The following is an 18,800-nucleotide window of genomic DNA, read 5'->3' on the forward strand; positions in this document are numbered from 1 at the left end:
ATGTCCCGACTCAATCCCCGGCAGCAAGAAGCCGTGAACTACGTCGGCGGCCCTCTATTGGTGCTCGCCGGTGCTGGCTCCGGCAAGACCAGCGTGATCACCCGCAAGATCGCGCACCTGATCCAGAACTGCGGCATCCGTGCCCAGTACATCGTCGCCATGACCTTTACCAACAAGGCGGCGCGGGAAATGAAAGAGCGCGTCGGCACCCTGCTCAAGGGTGGCGAAGGCCGTGGCCTCACTGTGTGTACCTTCCACAACCTGGGGCTGAACATCATCCGCAAGGAGCATGTGCGGCTGGGCTACAAGCCGGGCTTCTCGATCTTCGACGAGACCGACGTCAAGGCCCTGATGACCGACATCATGCAGAAGGAATACGCGGGCGACGACGGGGTCGACGAGATCAAGAACATGATCGGCTCGTGGAAAAACGACCTGATCCTGCCGCCCGAGGCCCTGGAAAACGCGCGCAACCCCAAGGAACAGACTGCCGCCATCGTCTACACCCACTACCAACGCACGCTCAAGGCGTTCAACGCGGTGGACTTCGACGACCTGATCCTGCTGCCAGTGAAGCTGTTCCAGGAACACGCCGATATCCTCGAAAAGTGGCAGAACAAGGTGCGCTACCTGCTGGTGGACGAATACCAGGACACCAACGCCAGCCAATACCTGCTGGTGAAACTGCTGATCGGCACGCGCAACCAGTTCACCGTGGTCGGCGACGATGACCAGTCGATCTACGCCTGGCGCGGTGCGCGCCCGGAAAACCTGATGCTGCTCAAGGACGACTACCCGTCCCTGAAAGTGGTGATGCTGGAGCAGAACTACCGCTCCACCAGCCGCATCCTGCGTTGCGCCAACGTGCTGATCTCGAACAACCCCCACGAATTCGAAAAACAGCTGTGGAGCGAGATGGGCCACGGCGATGAGATTCGCGTGATCCGCTGCCGCAACGAAGACGCCGAAGCCGAACGCGTGGCCGTGGAAATCCTCAGCCTGCACCTGCGCACCGACCGGCCCTACAGCGACTTTGCGATCCTCTATCGCGGCAACTACCAGGCCAAGCTGATCGAGCTGAAGTTGCAGCACCATCAGGTGCCGTATCGTCTGTCCGGCGGCAACAGCTTTTTCGGACGCCAGGAAGTAAAGGATCTGATGGCCTACTTCCGGCTGATCGTGAACCCGGATGACGACAACGCCTTCCTGCGCGTGATCAACGTGCCGCGCCGGGAAATCGGCTCCACCACCCTGGAAAAACTCGGTAACTACGCCACCGAACGCAAGATCTCGATGTACGCCGCCACCGACGAAATCGGCCTGGGCGAACACCTGGACACGCGCTTCACCGATCGCCTGTCGCGCTTCAAGCGTTTTATGGACAGGGTGCGCGAGCAATGCGCCGGCGAAGACCCGATCAGCGCCCTGCGCAGCATGGTCATGGATATCGACTATGAAAACTGGCTGCGCACCAACAGCTCCAGCGACAAGGCCGCGGACTACCGCATGGGCAACGTCTGGTTTCTGATCGAGGCGCTGAAGAACACCCTGGAAAAAGACGAAGACGGCGAAATGACCGTCGAAGACGCCATCGGCAAGCTGGTGCTGCGCGACATGCTCGAGCGCCAGCAGGAAGAGGAAGACGGCGCCGAAGGTGTGCAAATGATGACCTTGCATGCGTCCAAGGGCCTGGAATTCCCCTACGTGTTCATCATGGGCATGGAAGAGGAAATCCTCCCACACCGCTCCAGTATCGAAGCCGACACCATCGAGGAAGAACGGCGCCTGGCCTACGTGGGCATTACCCGCGCACGTCAGACCCTGGCCTTCACCTTTGCGGCCAAGCGCAAGCAATACGGCGAAATCATCGACTGCGCCCCAAGCCGGTTCCTCGATGAGCTACCACCGGACGACCTGGCCTGGGAAGGCAACGACGACACCCCAACTGAAGTCAAGGCGGTACGCGGCAACACCGCCCTGGCGGATATACGCGCGATGCTAAAGCGCTAGAATCGACTACTTTTTAATCTACTTTCGGCGCCCCTTGCGCCACCAGAGGAAGCTTTTGTGGAAGCACTGCACAAGAAAATTCGCGAAGAAGGCATCGTGCTTTCCGACCAGGTACTCAAGGTCGACGCCTTTCTGAACCATCAGATCGACCCGGCGCTGATGAAACTGATCGGCGACGAATTCGCCGCGCTGTTCAAGGATTCGGGGATCACCAAGATCGTCACCATCGAAGCCTCAGGCATCGCGCCAGCGATCATGACCGGCCTGAACCTGGGCGTACCGGTGATCTTCGCCCGCAAGCAGCAGTCCCTGACCCTGACGGAAAACCTGCTGTCGGCGACGGTGTATTCCTTCACCAAGAAAGTCGAAAGCACCGTGGCAATCTCCCCACGCCACCTGACCAGCAGCGACCGCGTGCTGGTGATCGACGACTTCCTGGCCAACGGCAAGGCGTCCCAGGCGCTGATTTCGATCATCAAACAGGCCGGCGCCACCGTGGCGGGCCTGGGGATTGTGATCGAGAAGTCGTTCCAGGGTGGGCGTGCTGAGCTGGATGCCCAGGGTTACCGGGTTGAGTCGCTGGCGCGGGTCAAGTCCCTGGCCGGTGGCGTCGTGACCTTCATCGATTAATCCTGAGCGGGCACGCTTAAAAATGTGGGAGCGGGCTTGCTCGCGATAGCGGTCTGTCAGTCAACTCACGAGTGGCTGATCCATTGCTATCGCGAGCACGCCCGCTCCCACATTTGGTTTGTGGTGGCCGTTAGTGTGCGGTGGCCTTAAGGCCAGCAAGCAATAGGCGCTGATACAAATCCTCTTTAAACCCCTCCGGGTTATCCAGGCGCATCCGCACCAAGTGCTCGGGAAACGCCTCAGGCTCAGGCGCATCCAGCGCCGCTTTGCCCAACTCCAGAATCTCCGTCAGCTTGAATTTGCTCTTGAGCCAGTTCAACGCGCGCAACAAATCCCGTTCTTCATCGGTGAAGTCACTGCCCAGCGGGTACTCCGGGAACAGCCTTGAATGCCGTGCCTGCACCGCCTGCAAACGCTCCGGCGTGTTGTCGGCGAAGCGCGGGTCGAGCTGAAAGTCCTTGGGCAACTTGCCGGCTTTTTGCGCCTGCTCGATCAAGCCCGCCTGGAAGCGTGAGTCGGTGATATTGAGCAGCGCCTCGATCACCTTGGCGTCGGTCTGGCCACGCAGGTCGGCGATGCCGTATTCAGTGATGACAATATCGCGCAGGTGCCGGGGAATCGTGCAATGGCCATATTCCCAGACGATATTGGAGCTGACATCACCGCCCGCTTCACGCCAGCTGCGCAGGATCAGGATCGAGCGCGCGCCCTCCAGCGCATGGCCCTGGGCCACAAAGTTGTATTGCCCACCCACGCCACTGAGCACGCGGCCGTCTTCCAGTTGGTCGGCAACACCGGCGCCCAGCAACGTGACCATGATGGCGCTGTTGATAAACCGCGCATCCAGGCGCTGTAAACGCTTGAGTTCTTCCTGCCCGTACAGCTCGTTGATATAGCTGATGCGGGTCATGTTGAATTCCAGGCGCTTGGCGTGGGTCATTTCCTGCAAGCGCTGGTAAAAACTGCGGGGGCCGAGGAAGAAGCCACCGTGGATCGACACGCCATCCGGTTGTGCCGCGTCGTCCAGCAGACCCGCATTGGCCTGCTGCTGCGTCGCCACATCGGGGTACACCTTGCGCCGCACAATGCCGGCGTCGGCCAGCACCAGCAGGCCATTGACGAACATTTCGCTGCAGCCATAGAGGCCCCGGGCAAACGGCTCGACCCCGCCCTCGCGGCTGATCAGCGGCGCCCATTGGTACACATCCAGGTCGGTGAGCAACTGCCGGTAGCCTTCGTTATCGGCCTGACGCGCCAGCAATGCGGCAGTCAGGGCGTCGCCCATCGAACCGATACCGATCTGCAGGGTGCCGCCATCGCGTACCAGGGTACTGGCGTGCAAACCAATGAAGTGGTCCTGCAAACCCACTGGCATGTTCGGCGTGGAAAACAGCGTGGTGCGGTCTTTTTCGTCGATCAGGAAGTCGAACTGATCCATGCCCAGCTCGGCATCACCGGGCATGTAGGGCAAATCATCATGCACCTGGCCCACCACCAGGATGGTCTCGCCTGCCGCGCGGCGCTTGGCGATCATCGGTAACAGGTCGAGGGTGATATCGGGGTTGCAGCTCAGGCTCAGGCGATCCGGGTGCTCACTGCTGCTGGCCACCAACTGCGCGATCAGGTTCAGGCCGGCAGCGTTGATATCGCGGGCGGCATGGCTGTAGTTGCTGCTGACGTAATCCTGCTGGGCCGAGGTGCTATGCAGCAGGCTGCCGGGCTGCATAAAAAACTGCTGCACGTGAATATTGGCCGGCAGGCTGTCCTTGCGCAGGGCGGCGAGGAAGTCCAGCTCAGGATAATCGCCGAACACCCGCTCGATAAACGGCTCCAGAAAACGCTTCTGCAAGCCATCGCCCAACGGCGGGCGACCCAGGCTCAGCGCGGTGTAAATCGTCAGCGCCCGCTCAGGCAGCTTGGCGATGCGCCGGTACAAGGCATTGGCAAACAGATTCGCCTTGCCCAGGCCCAGCGGCATACCCATGTGGATATGCGCAGGCAAGCGCTCCAGTACGTCATCGACCGCTTGCTCGATTGAACACAACTGCACCATCCGACCCTCCTGACATTCCATGATTAGGGGTTGGACCGAGCTTGCCGGGTCTTTGCTGCAATGAACAGCCTTGGCCGCCAAATTGCGCCCACAAAAAAGCCGCTGGTCAGCGGCTTTTTGGCGAAGATCGGTTTATTTCAAACCAGACATCTTCTCGATCGCACCCTTGAGGTCAGCATCCGAGCAATCGGCGCAGGTTCCTTTAGGCGGCATGGCGTTGATACCGGTGATGGCCTTGGCCAGGATGCCATCAAGGCCGCCCTGGTGGTCGGCGCGCTCTTTCCAGGCAGCAGTGTCACCGATTTTCGGTGCGCCCAACAGGCCAGTGCTGTGGCAAGCAGTACAGTGTTTGGCGATGATCTCGTCCGGCGTTTTCGCGCCGCCGCCTGCTGTCACAGCGACTTCCATCCCCTTGCATTCTTCGCCCTGAATACAGACCTTCCCGACGGGTTCAAGACGCTTGGCAATATCATCATTGGTCGCAGCTTGAGCGCTGGCAGCCCAAAGGGCCAGTACGGTTGCTGGTACAGCCAGCATTTTCATAATTAGGTTCACGCGTTCACCCTCATGGTGGCTATTCACGCCTGCGGCCACGGTTTCGCAGGCGGCGAAAGTATAACGGTTAGGCCGCCTCACTGAAACAACCCTATTATCCAAGGGGGGATTCAGTATGGCGAAATACAACTACGGGCACCTCTGCAAGGTAGGCAGGGCGCCTCTTCGGTTAAAAGTTCGCGGGTGTGGCTGCGCTGATTAGTCGCGCCGGCACATCGAACGGATTGCGAAAACGGTGCGGCTTGGTGCTTTCAAAGTAGTAGCTATCGCCGGCTTCGAGCACAAAAGTTTCGACGCCCACGACCAATTCCAGACGACCTTCCAACAGAATCCCGGTTTCCTCGCCATCATGGGTCAGCATTTCCTCGCCCGTATCGGCGCCTGGCGGGTAGATTTCGTTGAGAAACGCAATCGCCCGGCTGGGATGCGCACGGCCCACCAGCTTCATGGTCACCGCACCATCGGAAATGTCGATCAGCTCATTGGCTTTATAGACGATCTGGGTCGGTTTTTCCTGGAGGATCTCCTCGGAAAAGAATTCGACCATCGACATGGGGATGCCGCCCAGCACCTTGCGCAAGGAGCTGATGGAAGGGCTGACACTGTTTTTCTCGATCATCGAAATGGTGCTGTTGGTGACGCCCGCACGTTTGGCGAGTTCACGCTGGGAAAGACCTTTCAGTTTACGGATGGATTGCAGTCGTTCGCCGACGTCCAATGCAGGAGCCTCCTAGGATTCAGGCTTTGTTGTAATTGAGCGTTATCATGGCGACAGCGTTCAGTATTTACAACACTTTGGTCTGAATCCCGCTGGACGTCTTCGGCGTCCGGCAGCTAGGCGCCGGAATAGAGCCGTGGCACTCGGCGCAGGTTGCAAAAAATCTGGTAGGGAATGGTGTCAGCGGCGGTCGCCACATCGCTGGCGAGGATGTTTTTGCCCCACAACTCGACGGTCGAGCCCAGGCCGGCCTCGGGCACATCGGTCAGGTCGACACACAGCATGTCCATCGACACCCGCCCCAGCAACTGGCTGCGCTGGCCGGCGACCAGCACCGGCGTACCGGTCGGCGCGTGGCGCGGATAACCATCGGCATAGCCCATGGCAACCACGCCGATACGCATCGGCTTGGGCGTCACGAACCGTGCGCCATAACCCACGGGCTCGCCCGCCGGCAGTTCGCGCACGCAGATGACTTTCGATTCCAGGGTCATCACCGGCTGCAAACGCGCGGCAACCGCCTGGTCTTCGCCAAAGGGCGTTGCGCCGTAGAGCATGATGCCGGGCCGCACCCAATCACTGGAGACGCCCGGCCAACCCATTACCGACGGCGAGTTGCGCAGGCTGACCTGGGCCGCCAGGCCCTGGCGCGCCGCATCGAATACCGCGACCTGCTCATCGCTGCTTGTGCAGTCCAGTTCATCGGCGCGAGCGAAGTGGCTCATCAACACGATCTTGGCCACTTTGCCACTGGCCAGCAGGCGCTGGTAGGCGTCGTGATAATCCTTGGGATGCAAACCAACCCGGTGCATGCCCGAATCCAGCTTCAACCACACCGTCAGCGGCTTGCTCAGGCGCGCCTGTTCAATCGCCTCCAGTTGCCACAGCGAATGCACCACGCACCACAAGTCATGCTCAATGATCAGCGGCAGTTCGTCGGCCTCGAAGAACCCTTCGAGCAACAACATCGGCCCACGAATTGCGGCGGCGCGCAGCTCCAGCGCCTCCTCGATACAGGCCACGGCAAAACCGTCGGCCTGGTCTTCCAGGGCCTGGGCCACGCGCACGGCACCATGGCCATAGGCGTCGGCCTTGATCACGGCAAGGGCCTTGGCCCCGGTCAGTTCGCGGGCCAATTGGTAGTTGTGGCGCAGGGCTTGTAGGTCGATCAGGGCACGGGCAGGACGCATGGCGGCAGGCTTCTAGGCGGCGGTGGGAAGAAAAAACCGGTACCGGCCAATAGCGCCGGCACCGCAAGAGGGATCGTTTAAGGCAGAGCGGCCACGACAGACAGCTCGACCAGGATTTCTGGCTCACACAGTTTCGACTCGACCGTGGCACGGGCCGGGGCCGCGCCTTTTGGCAGCCACTTGTCCCAAACCGCGTTCATGCCGGCAAAGTCGGCGTCGATGTCTTTGAGGTAGATCGTCACCGACAGCAACTTGGTTTTATCGGTACCGGCCAAATCCAGCAAACGCTCGATATTGGCCAGGGTTTCACGAGTCTGCTGTTCAATCCCGGCACTCATGTCGTCGCCGACTTGCCCTGCCAGATACACGGTACCGCTGTGGACAACGATCTGGCTCATGCGCTCATTGGTGAGCTGGCGCTGGATTGACATGTTTTGTGGACTCCTGAGGGTTGCCGTAACGGGAAATATCAAGGCCAGCGGCACTGATCTGCGGGGTTTTCTTCGCCATCAGGTCCGCCAGCAGGCGACCAGAGCCACAGGCCATGGTCCAGCCGAGGGTGCCGTGGCCAGTATTCAAGAACAGGTTTTTGAAAGGCGTGGCGCCGACGATCGGCGTACCGTCCGGGGTGGTCGGGCGCAGGCCGGTCCAGAACGTCGCTTCGCTCAAATCACCGCCCTGAGGATAAAGGTCGTTGACGATCATCTCCAGGGTTTCGCGCCGGCGCGGGTTCAGCGACAGGTCAAAACCGGCTATTTCAGCCATGCCACCGACGCGGATGCGGTTGTCGAAACGGGTGATCGCAACCTTGTAGGTTTCGTCGAGAATAGTCGAAGTCGGGGCCATCGCCGGGTTGGTGATCGGCACGGTCAGGGAGTAACCCTTGAGCGGATACACCGGCGCCTTGATCCCCAGTGGCTTGAGCAACTGCGGCGAGTAACTGCCCAGGGCCAGCACGTAGCGGTCGGCGGTTTCCAGCTTGCCGTCGATCCACACGCCGTTGATGCGATCACCGGCGTGGTCCAGGCGTTGAATGTCCTGCTCAAAACGGAATTCCACCCCCAACTGCTTGCACATGTCGGCCAGGCGGGTGGTGAACATCTGGCAGTCGCCGGTCTGGTCATTGGGCAGGCGCAAGGCACCGGCGAGGATATCCGTGACGCTGGCCAGGGCCGGCTCGACGCGGGCAATGCCGGCGCGGTCAAGCAGCTCGAACGGCACGCCGGACTCTTTCAGCACGGCGATATCCTTGGCCGCGCCATCCAGTTGCGCCTGGGTGCGGAACAATTGGGTAGTCCCCAGGCTGCGCCCTTCGTAGGCAATGCCGGTTTCGGCGCGCAGCTCATCGAGGCAGTCGCGGCTGTACTCGGACAGGCGCACCATGCGCTCTTTGTTCACGGCATAACGGTTGGCCGTGCAGTTGCGCAGCATCTGCGCCATCCACAGGTATTGGTCGATATCGGCCGTGGCCTTGATCGCCAGCGGCGCATGGCGCTGCAGCAACCACTTGATGGCCTTGAGCGGCACACCCGGCGCGGCCCACGGCGATGCATAGCCGGGCGAGACCTGGCCGGCGTTGGCGAAGCTGGTCTCCATTGCAACGGCCGGCTGGCGGTCGACCACGACCACCTCAAAACCGGCACGCGCCAAATAGTAGGCACTGGCCACACCAATGACACCGCTACCCAAGACCAAAACCCGCATTTTTATATCCTCATCACGGCTTGACCGCTGACGTTTGTTGTTCGGCACAAAGATGTGAGCAGTATAAAAAGCAATGACCAGTGCATTTCACTATATAAGTGCCTATATTTGGCGACAATTCTCGGCAAAAACCCTTTTCACGGAGGAGCATCCCCTATGCGGACCAATACCCAGACCAAGCGGGAGCTGGACAAGATCGACCGCAACATCCTGCGCATCCTGCAGGCCGACGGGCGGATTTCGTTTACCGAGCTAGGGGAGAAGGTAGGACTGTCGACCACGCCGTGCACCGAACGGGTCCGGCGCCTGGAGCGCGAGGGGATCATCATGGGCTACAACGCCCGCCTCAATCCGCAGCACTTGAAGGGTAGCCTGCTGGTGTTTGTCGAGATCAGCCTCGACTACAAATCCGGCGATACCTTCGAAGAATTCCGACGTGCCGTGCTGAAACTGCCCCATGTGCTGGAGTGCCACCTGGTCTCGGGGGATTTCGACTATCTGGTGAAGGCGCGGATTTCCGAGATGGCGTCGTACCGCAAACTGCTGGGCGATATCCTGCTCAAGCTGCCCCATGTGCGCGAGTCCAAGAGCTATATCGTGATGGAAGAGGTGAAGGAGAGCCTGAACCTGCCGATCCCGGATTGACCCTGTGGGCGCTACACCGTCATCGCAGGCAAGCCAGCTCCCACCTTTTGACCGGGTACATCTGTCAGACCAGCACCTGCCGCGTCGTCGCCATGTACTCGTGAATCTGCTTCTCCACCCGCGGGTGAATCAGCTCCACCGGGCCTCGATTGTTGGGGCATGGCAGGCTGGGCGTGGTACCAAACAACCTACAGATCAACGGGCGCTCGTCGTACACCGTGCAACCGTTGGGCCCCAGGTGCACACAGTTCAGCTCATCCATGGCCGCTTCCTGCTCGGCCGCAGTCTTGCGCGGCAGGCGCGACATTTCCTCGGTGGATGTAGTCACCGGCCCACAGCAATCATGGCAACCCGGCACACACTCGAACGAGGGGATCTGCCGGCGCAGCGCGTTGACTTTCTGGCTGTTACAACTCATCGAAACCCATACCGAACGGCGAATAGGCGTGGATTTTGCCCTAAAAGCCCCGAGTGAGACAGCTTCACCCGACCGCTGTATCCTGCGTCAAATTTTCCAAACACGGATGCTCCCCATGACCGCCAGCGCCCGGCACACCGCTTCCTACTACGCCGCCAGCAGCCTGGCGCAACCCGATTACCCGGCACTGGCGGGCGAAGTGGTCGCCGATGTGTGCGTGGTCGGCGGCGGGTTTTCCGGGCTGAACACCGCGCTGGAGCTGGCAGAACGGGGCTTTAGCGTGGTGCTGCTGGAGGCACGCAAGATCGCCTGGGGCGCCAGCGGGCGCAACGGTGGGCAGTTGATTCGCGGCGTCGGCCATGGCCTCGATCAGTTTGCCAATGTGGTCGGCAGCGAAGGCGTGCGGCAGATGAAGCTGATGGGCCTGGAAGCCGTGGAAATCGTGCGCCAGCGGGTCGAGCGCTTCCAGATTGATTGCGACCTGACCTGGGGCTACTGCGACCTGGCCAACAAGCCCCGCGACTTGCAGGGCCTGGCCGCCGACGCCGAAGAGCTGCACGACCTGGGCTATCGACATGAACTGCGCCTGCTGCAAGCCGGGGAAATGCGCAGCGTGATCGGCTCCGACCGTTACGTGGGCGGCATGATCGACATGGGCTCCGGCCACCTGCACCCGCTGAACCTGGCCCTTGGCGAAGCGGGCGCCGCGCAGCAACTGGGCGTGAGGCTGTTCGAGCAGTCCGAAGCCCTGCGCATCGACTACGGCCCTGAAGTCAAAGTCCACACCGCCCACGGCAGTGTGCGCGCCAAGACTCTGGTGCTGGGCTGCAATGCCTACCTCAATGGCCTCAACCCTCACCTGAGCGGCAAGGTGCTGCCCGCCGGCAGCTACATCATTGCCACCGAACCCTTGAGCCCAACCCAGGCCGCCGAGTTACTGCCGCAAAACATGGCGGTGTGTGATCAGCGGGTCACGGTGGACTACTTCCGTTTATCGGCCGACCGGCGCCTGCTGTTTGGCGGTGCTTGCCACTATTCCGGACGCGATCCCCAGGACATTGGCGCCTATATGCGGCCGAAGATGCTCAAGGTCTTCCCGCAATTGGCCGAAGCGAAGATCGACTATCAATGGGGCGGCATGATCGGCATCGGCGCCAACCGCCTGCCGCAGATTGGCCGGCTGGCCGACCAGCCCAATGTGTACTTTGCCCAGGCCTACGCCGGCCATGGCCTGAACGCCACCCACCTGGCCGGCAAACTGTTGGCAGAAGCCATCAGCGGCCAGCAGAGTGGGCGCTTCGATCTGTTTGCCCAGGTGCCACACATCACCTTCCCTGGCGGCAAGCACTTGCGCTCACCGCTACTGGCCCTGGGCATGCTCTGGCACCGCCTGAAAGAACTGCTCTGACTCAACTGCGCCAGAACGGCTTCAAGCCTTCCCGGCGCGCTTGTTCAGTACTCAAGCCGATATCGCGCAGTTGCTCCGTGGTCAGGTCCAGCAAGGCCTGGCGCGTGTGGCGACGGCGCCAGAACAGTTCCCAACGGCTCGGATTACCCGGCGCCAGCCCGGTCAGCCCGCGCTCCTGCCCTGCTTCCAGTTCCTGACTGTGTAGTGCCAGCCGCACATCGCTCAAGCCATTCATTGTCCTGCCCCTCATTTGCCTGTTGCCATGAGTGACTAGAATGGACGGCACGGCAAAACCATTACAGATTCAACCAACTTTTATTAAATCCATACAGATACTCCCAACCACGGGCTGAATCCTGTATTTTCCTTGCATCTGTACTGGTCCCCTGGGAGTGACCGCAATGACCCTCTACGTCAACCTCGCCGAACTGCTGGGCACCCGTATCGAACAGGGCTTCTATCGCCCCGGCGATCGCTTACCCTCCGTGCGTGCCTTGAGTGTGGAACACGGGGTCAGCCTGAGCACCGTGCAACAGGCTTACCGAATGCTCGAAGACAACGGCCTGGCGACGCCCAAGCCGAAATCCGGCTACTTCGTGCCCGTCGGTCGCGAACTGCCCGCGCTGCCTGCCGTGGGTCGGCCGGCCCAGCGCCCGGTGGAGATTTCCCAGTGGGACCAGGTGCTGGAACTGATCCGCGCGGTGCCGCGCAAAGATGTCATACAGATGGGCCGTGGCATGCCGGATGTCCTGTCACCGACCCTCAAACCCCTGCTGCGCAGCCTGGCCCGGGTCAGCCGCCGCCAGGATCTGCCAGGCCTGTACTACGACAATATCTACGGCTGTATGGAGCTGCGTGAACAAATAGCCCGTCTGTCATTGGATTCCGGCTGTCAACTCGACGCCCAGGACATCGTGATCACTACCGGCTGCCATGAGGCACTGTCCTCCAGCATCCGTGCCATTTGCGAGCCCGGCGATATCGTCGCCGTCGACTCGCCAAGCTTCCACGGCGCCATGCAGACCCTCAAGGGCCTGGGCATGAAAGCCCTGGAAATCCCCACCGACCCGCTCACCGGCATCAGCCTGGAAGCCCTGGAACTGGCCCTGGAGCAATGGCCGATCAAAGTCATCCAGTTGACCCCCAACTGCAACAACCCCCTGGGCTACATCATGCCCGAGGCACGCAAACGGGCGCTGCTGACCCTGGCCCAGCGCTTTGACGTGGCGATTATCGAAGACGATGTGTATGGCGAGCTGGCCTACAGCTACCCGCGACCACGCACCATCAAATCCTTCGACGAAGATGGCCGCGTCCTACTCTGCAGTTCCTTCTCCAAAACCCTGGCCCCCGGCCTGCGGATCGGCTGGGTAGCGCCGGGCCGTTACCTGGAGCGGGTGCTGCACATGAAATACATCAGCACCGGCTCCACCGCCACCCAGCCGCAGATCGCCATTGCCGAGTTCCTCAAGAACGGGCACTTCGAGCCGCATTTGCGGCGGATGCGCAGCCAATACCAGCGCAATCGCGACCTGATGCTCGATTGGGTCAGCCGCTATTTCCCGGCCGGCACCCGCGCCAGCCGGCCACAGGGCAGCTTTATGCTGTGGGTGGAGTTGCCCGAAGGTTTCGACACCCTCAAGCTCAACCGGGCCCTGGTCGAGCAAGGCGTACAGATTGCCGTGGGCAGCATCTTCTCGGCCTCGGGCAAATACCGTAACTGCCTGCGGATGAACTACGCTGCCAAGCCAACCCCCCCGATTGAAGAGGCGGTGCGCAAGGTCGGGGCAACGGCGATCAAAATGCTCGCCGAAGCCGAACAGCGGGTGGACTGACCTTTTGCCAGCAATCACCGTCATATGCCCACCAACGCCCTGATTCGGAACCTGTCGCCTTGATGAGCCAACGGCTGTTAGCGTTTTTTTTGCTGGGGTTCCTGGGCCTGGGCGGTTGCGCCACCCTGGATGTGCCCAGGGTGGCCAGCGAGGCGCTGCCGGCGACGCAGTCCGCCTTTGGTCGCTCGATCCAGGCCCAGGCCGCGCCCTACCAGGGCCGCTCCGGGTTCCGCCTGCTGCCCAACAGCAGCGAAGCGTTCATGGCTCGCGCCGAATTGATCCGCAATGCCCAGACCAGCCTCGACTTGCAGTACTACATCGTCCATGACGGCATCAGCACGCGCATGCTGGTGGCCGAGTTACTCACGGCGGCCGACCGTGGCGTGCGGGTGCGCATCCTCCTAGATGACACCACCAGCGACGGCCTGGACCAGATCATCGCCACCCTGGCCGCGCACCCGCAGATCCAGATTCGCCTGTTCAACCCCTTGCACCTGGGGCGCAGCACCGGCGTGACACGGGCCATGGGCCGGCTGTTCAACCTGTCGCTGCAGCACCGGCGCATGCACAACAAGCTGTGGCTGGCGGACAACAGCGTGGCGATTGTCGGCGGGCGCAACCTGGGGGATGAGTATTTCGATGCCGAGCCCAACCTGAACTTCACCGATATCGACATGCTCAGCATCGGGCCCGTGGCCGAGCAACTGGGCCACAGCTTTGACCAGTACTGGAACAGTGCGCTGAGCAAACCCATTGCCGACTTCATCTCCAGCGCCCCGTCCTCCCGCGACCTGGCCACGGCGCGGGGGCTTCTGGAGAACTCCCTGGCCGAGTCGCGCCAGCAAAACCATGCCCTGTACAACCGCCTGCGCACCTACCAGACCCAGCCCCGCATGGACATCTGGCGCCGGGAGCTGATCTGGGCATGGAACCAGGCGCTGTGGGATGCGCCGAGCAAGGTGCTGGCCAAGGCCGATCCTGACCCGCAACTGTTGCTCACCACCCAACTGGGGCCGGAGCTGGAAGGCGTGCACAGTGAACTGATGATGATTTCGGCCTACTTCGTCCCCGGTCAGCCGGGCCTGGTGTACCTGACCGGCCGCGCGGACGCCGGTGTCGACGTGCGTCTGCTGACCAACGCTCTGGAGGCCACCGACGTACCGGCAGTGCATGGCGGCTATGCGCCCTATCGCAAGGCACTGTTGGAGCACGGGGTGAAACTGTACGAACTGCGCCGCCAACCGGGCGACGGCGGCGGCAGTGGCCCGCACCTGCTGGGCAGCCGCGCGCTGCATGGCTCGGACTCCAGCCTGCACAGCAAGGCGATGATCTTTGATCGGCAGAAGTCGTTTATCGGCTCATTCAATTTCGACCCGCGTTCGGTGCTGTGGAACACCGAGGTTGGCGTGCTGGTGGACAGCCCCGAGCTGGCCGAGCATGTACGCAACCTGGCCCTGCAAGGGATGGCGCCGGCCTTGAGTTATGAGGCGAAGCTGCAGGATGGCCAGGTGGTATGGGTGACAGAAGACAACGGCCAGTTGCACACCCTGACCCGCGAGCCGGGCAGTTGGTGGCGCCGCTTCAATGCCTGGTTTGCCACCACTGTGGGCCTGGAGCGCATGCTCTAAGCACCACCAAAATCCAATCTGGGAGCACTTCCAGGTCAGGCCGGCTGCTCGGCGCCAAACGCCCCTTGGCGCAACAACAGAATCACCAGCCCCAAGGCCCCCGCCGCCATTAACAATGGCAACGCATGCCCGCTGATCCACTGGCTGCCCGCGCCCGCCACCAGTGGGCCGATCAGGCAACCAATCCCCCACAACTGCGCAATATGGGCATTGGCCCGCACCAACGCATCGTCACGGTAGCGCTCGCCGATCAGGATCAACGACAAGGTGAACAAGCCCCCGGCGCTGGCACCGAACAGCACCCAGATCGGCCAGATCAGCCAGGTATCGAGCAGCGGCGCAATGGCCAGGCTCGACAGCAGCAACAACACCGCGCACCCCAGAAACAGGGTACGCCTGGGCAGGTAATCAGCCAGCGCGCCAATCGGCAATTGCAGCAAGGCATCGCCGACCACCACGGTGCTGACCATCGCCAGCGCCACCTCAGCGGTAAAACCCTGCTGCAGGCAATACACCGGCAGCAGCGTCAGAATCATCGCCTCGAACGCGGCAAACAACGCCACCGCCCAGGCAATCGCCGGCAGGCCCCGGCAAAAACCCCACAAGTCGCCAAAGGTCACGCTGAAGGCCTCCGCCGTCGGCGCCCCGCTGCGCCCCAACAGCAGGAACGGCGCAATGATCAGCAGGCCGACGCCGACCCAGAAGCCATAGTCATGATCGGTCCCCAGTACGCCGAGCAACAACGGCCCCGACAGCTGGCTCAAGGCGTAGGTACAGCCATACAGCGCCACCAGCCGGCCACGCCACTGCTCCACCACCAGTTGATTGATCCAGCTTTCGCCGAGGATAAACACGATGGTCAGGATCACCCCGATCATCAACCGCAGCACCAGCCACACCGGATAGCTGGGCAGTACCGCCAGCAAACCGATGGAAATCGCCCCAGCCCACAGGCACAGACGCATCAGGTTCGCCGTGCCCAACCAGGAAGCCAGGCGGCTGGAGACCTTGGCGCCCAACAGCACACCGAACGCCGGCATCGCCGCCATGATGCCGATGGCAAAGTTGCCATAGCCCCAGCTTTCCAGGCGCAGGGACACCAGCGGCATGCTCACGCCCAGGGCGAGGCCGACGCTGAGTACCGAGGCCAGGACGGCGAAGTAAGTCGCCCAACGCATTGCCACGCTCCTGTGGGTTATTTCCAGATCACGCAAAATACTGTGGGAGCGGGCTTGCCCGCGATGAGGGAGTACCAGCCAACTCATGAGTGACTGATATACCGCTATCGCGGGCAAGCCCGCTCCCACATGTGGATCTACTGCAGCTGGGGCCCGGAGTCCGGGTTTACAGCTTGATCCAGGTCGCCTTCAGCTCGGTGTACTTGTCGAACGCGTGCAGCGACTTGTCGCGACCGTTGCCCGACTGCTTGAACCCGCCAAATGGCGCAGTCATGTCGCCGCCATCGTACTGGTTGACCCACACGCTACCGGCGCGCAGGGCCTTGGCGGTCAGGTGCGCCTTGGAGATATCCGAAGTCCAGACCGCAGCGGCCAGGCCATAAGGCGTGTCGTTGGCAATCGCCACGGCTTCTTCCGCGCTGTCGAACGTCAGCACCGACAGCACAGGGCCAAAGATCTCTTCCTGGGCAATCTTCATGGCGTTGGTCACACCGTCGAAAATCGTCGGTTCGACGTAGGTACCGCCAGTTTCCTGCAGGGTGCGCTTGCCACCGGCCACCAGCTTGGCGCCATCGGCGTGCCCGGCTTCGATGTACGACAGCACGGTGTTCATCTGCTGGGTATCCACCAGCGCGCCGACGTTGGTAGCCGGGTCCAGCGGGTTGCCCGGCTTCCAGCCCTTGAGGGCCTCGATCACCATTGGCAGGAATTTGTCCTTGATCGAACGCTCCACCAGCAGGCGCGAGCCGGCAGTGCAGACTTCGCCCTGGTTGAAAGCAATGGCGCCAGCCGCGGATTCGGCAGCGGCTTGCAGGTCCGGGGCATCGGCAAACACGATGTTCGGGCTCTTGCCGCCAGCTTCCAGCCAGACGCGTTTCATGTTCGATTCGCCGGAGTAGATCATCAGTTGCTTGGCGATCTTGGTCGAACCGGTGAACACCAGGGTATCGACGTCCATATGCAGCGCCAGGGCCTTGCCGACAGTGTGGCCATAACCCGGCAGCACGTTGAGCACACCCTTGGGGATACCCGCTTCAACGGCCAGGGCAGCGATGCGGATGGCGGTCAGCGGCGATTTTTCCGAAGGCTTGAGCACGACCGAGTTGCCGGTGGACAGCGCCGGCCCCAGCTTCCAGCAGGCCATCATCAGCGGGAAGTTCCACGGCACGATGGCCGCCACTACGCCGACGGGCTCGCGGGTCACCAGGCCCAGTTGGTCATGGGGGGTGGCGGCGACTTCGTCGTAAATCTTGTCGATGGCCTCGCCACTCCAGCTCAGGGCTTGCGCCGCGCCAGGGATGTCGATGCCCAGGGAATCGCCGATGGGCTTGCCCATGTCCAGGGTTTCGAGCAGGGCCAGCTCTTCGGCGTTGGCCTTGAGCAGCGCGGCGAAACGGATCATGGTGGCTTTGCGCTTGGCCGGGGCCAGGCGAGACCATGCACCGGAGTTGAAAGTGGCGCGGGCGTTTTCCACGGCGCGCTGGGCGTCGGCGACGTCACAACTGGCAACCGTGGTCAGCAGGCGGCCATCGACTGGGCTGAGGCATTCGAACGTGTCGCCGGAAACTGCGGCGGTGTACTCGCCATTGATATAGGCGCGGCCTTCGATCTTCAGATCCTTGGCGCGTTGTTCCCAGTCGGCACGGGTCAGGGTGGTCATGCGAGTGTCCTCCTCTTATTAAATATAAGGGCCCGGCGTTATAACCGCTCCCTTCCAAATGCTTGCCCGGCCAGCCAGCTATTCGGTCCGAGGCACCCGCCACCCTAAACCAGCCGCAAGGGATGTTTCAATATATTTGACATAACGGCCGCAAACGCCCTTGCGATGTTCATTTTAATAAACATAGACTTTGGCTCTCCAACCCCAGGCCTAGACGGGATACGTGCATGAACATTCAGGATGTCGTCGATTTCAGCCAGGCGAACACCGCCGCCGAACGCTACCGCCCCGCCACAGAAAAAATCCTCAAGGGCGACCCCGAGCAGACGCTCTTCAACCACTACAACAGCCCGTGCGGCCAGATGAACGCCGGGGTCTGGGAGGGTGAAGTCGGGCAATGGACGGTGAACTACACCGAGCACGAGTACTGCGAGATCGTGCAGGGGGTTTCGGTGCTACGCGATGCCGAAGGCAACGCCAAGACCTTGCGCGCCGGTGACCGCTTCGTGATCCCGGCCGGTTTCAGTGGCACCTGGGAAGTGCTGGAGCCGTGCCGCAAGATCTACGTGGTGTTCGAAGAAAAAGCCTGATCGGTCGACCGCGACTTTTCAAAAGGCAAAAAAAACCCGCATCGTGAGATGCGGGTTTTTTTCACAAGAAAGAAAACCAATTACTTGATTTTGCCTTCTTTGTAGATCACGTGCTTGCGAACGCGCGGGTCGAACATTTTCTTTTCGAGCTTGTCCGGGGTAGTACGCTTGTTCTTGTCGGTAGTGTAGAAGTGACCAGTACCGGCGCTAGAGATCATTCGAATCAATTCACGCATGATTTAGCTCCTTAGATTTTGCCGTCGCGGCGCAGTTCAGCGAGCACGACAGTGATGCCACGCTTGTCGATGATGCGCATGCCTTTGGCAGATACGCGCAGACGGACAAAACGTTTCTCTTCTTCAACCCAGAAGCGGTGATGCTGCAGGTTTGGCAGGAAACGACGACGGGTTTTGTTGTTTGCGTGGGAAATGTTATTCCCAGTCACCGGACCCTTACCGGTAACTTGACAGACTCTCGACATGCCTCAGCCCTCTAAAACCACATGCCCAACCCGGCATGGGTTGGCCGCTTAATCTCTCAGTCATTTGGCGCCAGGCGCCGCGTTTCTTTAAGGGTCT

General features: G+C 61.3%; 19 protein-coding genes. 7 read left to right on the forward strand and 12 right to left on the reverse strand.

Going from position 1 to position 18,800, the window contains the following annotated elements; genetic code table 11:
• A complete protein-coding gene (rep, locus tag HU773_RS00005; protein ID WP_057440498.1) occupies positions 1–2,010 on the forward strand; it encodes a DNA helicase Rep in 2,010 nt (669 codons plus the stop codon).
• A 57-nt stretch (positions 2,011–2,067) separates the two neighbouring features.
• Positions 2,068–2,640, forward strand: a complete 573-nt coding sequence (locus HU773_RS00010) for a xanthine phosphoribosyltransferase (protein WP_029289761.1) — start codon at positions 2,068–2,070, stop codon at positions 2,638–2,640.
• A 130-nt stretch (positions 2,641–2,770) separates the two neighbouring features.
• Here HU773_RS00010 and HU773_RS00015 read toward each other — a convergent pair whose 3' ends face one another.
• From HU773_RS00015 to dadA, 6 genes are all read right to left on the reverse strand, one after another.
• Positions 2,771–4,693, reverse strand: coding sequence for an acetyl-CoA hydrolase/transferase C-terminal domain-containing protein (locus tag HU773_RS00015; protein ID WP_057960989.1), 1,923 nt, complete (start codon positions 4,691–4,693; stop codon positions 2,771–2,773).
• 132 nt (positions 4,694–4,825) lie between these two features.
• Positions 4,826–5,236, reverse strand: a complete 411-nt coding sequence (locus tag HU773_RS00020; RefSeq protein WP_057960990.1) for a c-type cytochrome — start codon at positions 5,234–5,236, stop codon at positions 4,826–4,828.
• Positions 5,237–5,417: 181 nt separating this feature from the next.
• Positions 5,418–5,966 carry a cupin domain-containing protein gene (locus HU773_RS00025; protein ID WP_029289768.1) on the reverse strand — a complete coding sequence of 183 codons (549 nt, stop codon included), beginning with the start codon at positions 5,964–5,966 and terminating at the stop codon, positions 5,418–5,420.
• Positions 5,967–6,082: 116 nt separating this feature from the next.
• Complete coding sequence (gene alr, locus HU773_RS00030; protein ID WP_057960991.1) at positions 6,083–7,156, reverse strand: alanine racemase; 1,074 nt, start codon at positions 7,154–7,156, stop codon at positions 6,083–6,085.
• Positions 7,157–7,233: 77 nt separating this feature from the next.
• Positions 7,234–7,587, reverse strand: a complete 354-nt coding sequence (locus tag HU773_RS00035; RefSeq protein WP_057960992.1) for a RidA family protein — start codon at positions 7,585–7,587, stop codon at positions 7,234–7,236.
• Positions 7,559–8,860, reverse strand: coding sequence for a D-amino acid dehydrogenase (dadA, locus tag HU773_RS00040; RefSeq protein WP_029289774.1), 1,302 nt, complete (start codon positions 8,858–8,860; stop codon positions 7,559–7,561). Before dadA ends, HU773_RS00035 begins: the two co-directional genes overlap by 29 nt.
• Before the next feature lie 156 nt (positions 8,861–9,016).
• Here dadA and HU773_RS00045 point away from each other — a divergent pair, with 156 nt between their 5' ends.
• Positions 9,017–9,505, forward strand: a complete 489-nt coding sequence (locus tag HU773_RS00045) for an Lrp/AsnC ligand binding domain-containing protein (RefSeq protein ID WP_003206849.1) — start codon at positions 9,017–9,019, stop codon at positions 9,503–9,505.
• Between the two features lie 64 nt (positions 9,506–9,569).
• On the opposite strand, the gene HU773_RS00050 is transcribed toward HU773_RS00045, so the two are convergent.
• A complete protein-coding gene (locus tag HU773_RS00050) occupies positions 9,570–9,923 on the reverse strand; it encodes a YkgJ family cysteine cluster protein (RefSeq protein WP_029289779.1) in 354 nt (117 codons plus the stop codon).
• 115 nt (positions 9,924–10,038) lie between these two features.
• Between HU773_RS00050 and HU773_RS00055 the strand changes: the two genes are divergently transcribed.
• Positions 10,039–11,331 carry an NAD(P)/FAD-dependent oxidoreductase gene (locus HU773_RS00055; RefSeq protein ID WP_120734332.1) on the forward strand — a complete coding sequence of 431 codons (1,293 nt, stop codon included), beginning with the start codon at positions 10,039–10,041 and terminating at the stop codon, positions 11,329–11,331.
• Position 11,332: 1 nt separating this feature from the next.
• Here the strand turns inward: HU773_RS00055 and HU773_RS00060 are convergent, their stop codons facing one another.
• A complete protein-coding gene (locus tag HU773_RS00060; protein ID WP_128593302.1) occupies positions 11,333–11,566 on the reverse strand; it encodes a DUF1127 domain-containing protein in 234 nt (77 codons plus the stop codon).
• A gap of 166 nt (positions 11,567–11,732) precedes the next feature.
• Here HU773_RS00060 and HU773_RS00065 point away from each other — a divergent pair, with 166 nt between their 5' ends.
• Positions 11,733–13,166, forward strand: a complete 1,434-nt coding sequence (locus tag HU773_RS00065) for an aminotransferase-like domain-containing protein (RefSeq protein WP_057960995.1) — start codon at positions 11,733–11,735, stop codon at positions 13,164–13,166.
• Between the two features lie 62 nt (positions 13,167–13,228).
• Positions 13,229–14,794, forward strand: coding sequence for a phospholipase D family protein (locus tag HU773_RS00070; RefSeq protein ID WP_186625824.1), 1,566 nt, complete (start codon positions 13,229–13,231; stop codon positions 14,792–14,794).
• A 35-nt stretch (positions 14,795–14,829) separates the two neighbouring features.
• Here the strand turns inward: HU773_RS00070 and HU773_RS00075 are convergent, their stop codons facing one another.
• On the reverse strand, positions 14,830–15,972 hold the full coding sequence (locus HU773_RS00075; RefSeq protein WP_169989474.1) for an MFS transporter: 1,143 nt from the start codon (positions 15,970–15,972) through the stop codon (positions 14,830–14,832).
• Between the two features lie 166 nt (positions 15,973–16,138).
• On the reverse strand, positions 16,139–17,632 hold the full coding sequence (locus tag HU773_RS00080) for an aldehyde dehydrogenase (protein ID WP_057440504.1): 1,494 nt from the start codon (positions 17,630–17,632) through the stop codon (positions 16,139–16,141).
• Between the two features lie 227 nt (positions 17,633–17,859).
• Here HU773_RS00080 and HU773_RS00085 point away from each other — a divergent pair, with 227 nt between their 5' ends.
• A complete protein-coding gene (locus HU773_RS00085) occupies positions 17,860–18,222 on the forward strand; it encodes a cupin domain-containing protein (protein ID WP_057440505.1) in 363 nt (120 codons plus the stop codon).
• 80 nt (positions 18,223–18,302) lie between these two features.
• Here HU773_RS00085 and rpmG read toward each other — a convergent pair whose 3' ends face one another.
• On the reverse strand, positions 18,303–18,458 hold the full coding sequence (gene rpmG / locus HU773_RS00090) for a 50S ribosomal protein L33 (RefSeq protein ID WP_003176906.1): 156 nt from the start codon (positions 18,456–18,458) through the stop codon (positions 18,303–18,305).
• An 11-nt stretch (positions 18,459–18,469) separates the two neighbouring features.
• Positions 18,470–18,703: a 50S ribosomal protein L28 gene (rpmB, locus tag HU773_RS00095; RefSeq protein ID WP_007920377.1), complete on the reverse strand. Its 234-nt coding sequence runs from the start codon at positions 18,701–18,703 to the stop codon at positions 18,470–18,472.
• Positions 18,704–18,800: the final 97 nt, after the last annotated feature.

This window comes from Pseudomonas shahriarae (assembly GCF_014268455.2).
Taxonomy (GTDB): domain Bacteria; phylum Pseudomonadota; class Gammaproteobacteria; order Pseudomonadales; family Pseudomonadaceae; genus Aquipseudomonas; species Aquipseudomonas shahriarae.